Below are 1,532 nucleotides of genomic sequence, written 5' to 3' on the forward strand. Positions count from 1 at the left end.
TGTCATGTCTCAGGACCTTGTAGACACTTCATGTCTCATGACTTCGTAGACACTTGATGTCTCATGGCTTTGTGGACAGTTCGTTCGATGGTGTGGGGTTCCGGTTTTTGAGCTGTGGGTAGATGGTTCGTTTGGTGCGTGTGCCTCGGGGGTCGGCTGCGACTCCTGTGGGTTTGCCGTTGCCGACGTAGGTGGTTCCTTGTGGTGGTCTGGGGTGCGTGATGATCTCGGTGCCTTGGGCTCCGAAGAACATGATGGTGGTGTCGTCGTAGAGGATGTGTACGGTGGTGCCGGTATGTTCCTTGCCCATTTTGAAATGGGTGCCCAGGATCGTCACGGACCCGTTTCTGTTCACTGTCCGTTGCGCGCTTCGCCTGTCCGGCCGGGGCGCAAGCGGTTCAGGGGCCGGTGGCGGGGGCGTCTTGGGGGTGGCGTTCCAGGCTTCACGGGGTGTCATTGCCTTGGGCAGGCCTTGGTGTTCGCGTTCGTTGTTGTAGTAGAGATCGAAAGCGTCCACCTGTGACTGGAGGGCGGCCATAGAGGTTGCCGGTGGTTGCCGGTGCAGGTAGCGGTGCAGGGTCAGGTGGAACCGTTCGTTCTTACCTTGGGTGGTCGGTTTGTAGGGTTTGCCTGTGATCGGTTCGATGCCTTTGGCTTTGAGGAACTCCACAAGCGCACCGGTGCGGCCGCGGCGTGTGGGATTCAGTGCCGCACCGTTGTCGGAGAGGAATCGTTGCGGTGTCCCGTGGCGTTCGATCGCTTGCGTGACGACGGCGATCGCAGCGGCGCTGGTTTCCCCGGTGGCGACCAGGGACGCCAGTGCCAGACGTGAATGATCGTCGACGAGCTGGAAGATCGCTACCTTCTGTCCGCCGGCGAGTTGCCATTCGGTCGAGTCGATCTGCCAACAGGCGTTCGGCTGGGGATAGACGAACCTTTTGTACGCGCTTCGTGGTTTCTTTCTGGGCTCGGGCACCACGACACCTGCCCTGACAAAGATCCTGGCCACAGTGGCACGCGAGGGCGGCTTGAAGCCCTGCCTTACGAGCTTCGCGATAACGGAGAGCGGGCCGTAATCAAACCCGCTCTCCTGAAGTTCTGCACGGGTTCCGAGCAGCAGTTCGGTCATGACCGGAGCCGTGACAGTGGGCATGGTCTTCGGAAGCGTGGGCCTTTTCTCCAACGCCTTCACCGGTCCCACTTCCGAAGCCGCTGCCCGGACCCGGTAAAACCACGCCCGGGAGACATTGTGCTTCCTGCAAAAAGCCGTGACCGCGCCCCTGGGCGAATCCTCGGGCCACGTCGCGACAGCATGCCGGATCCTGATATCCGGCTGGGATTTACTCATGAACAGCAGCAAACCCGCCAGCAAAGTGTCCACGATGTCATGAGACAGAGTGTCTACGAAGTCATGAGACAGAACTGTCCATTAAGTCATGAGACTCCACACGCGTTTTGAACGTTCAAAACGCGCACTAATGCGACCTAATACGAAAGTAGGGGCGGGTTAGGCTGCGGTGAGCGGGGTGATG

At 59.6% G+C, this 1,532-nt stretch carries 1 protein-coding gene; it reads right to left on the reverse strand.

Going from position 1 to position 1,532, the window contains the following annotated elements; all coding sequences use genetic code 11:
- Window positions 1-61 precede the first annotated feature (61 nt).
- On the reverse strand, window positions 62-1,381 hold the full coding sequence (locus OCL88_RS21005; protein ID WP_264963835.1) for a DDE-type integrase/transposase/recombinase: 1,320 nt from the start codon (window positions 1,379-1,381) through the stop codon (window positions 62-64).
- Window positions 1,382-1,532: the final 151 nt, after the last annotated feature.

The sequence above is a fragment of the Paenarthrobacter sp. PAE-2 genome, assembly GCF_026013155.1.
In the GTDB taxonomy this organism is placed as follows: domain Bacteria; phylum Actinomycetota; class Actinomycetes; order Actinomycetales; family Micrococcaceae; genus Arthrobacter; species Arthrobacter ureafaciens.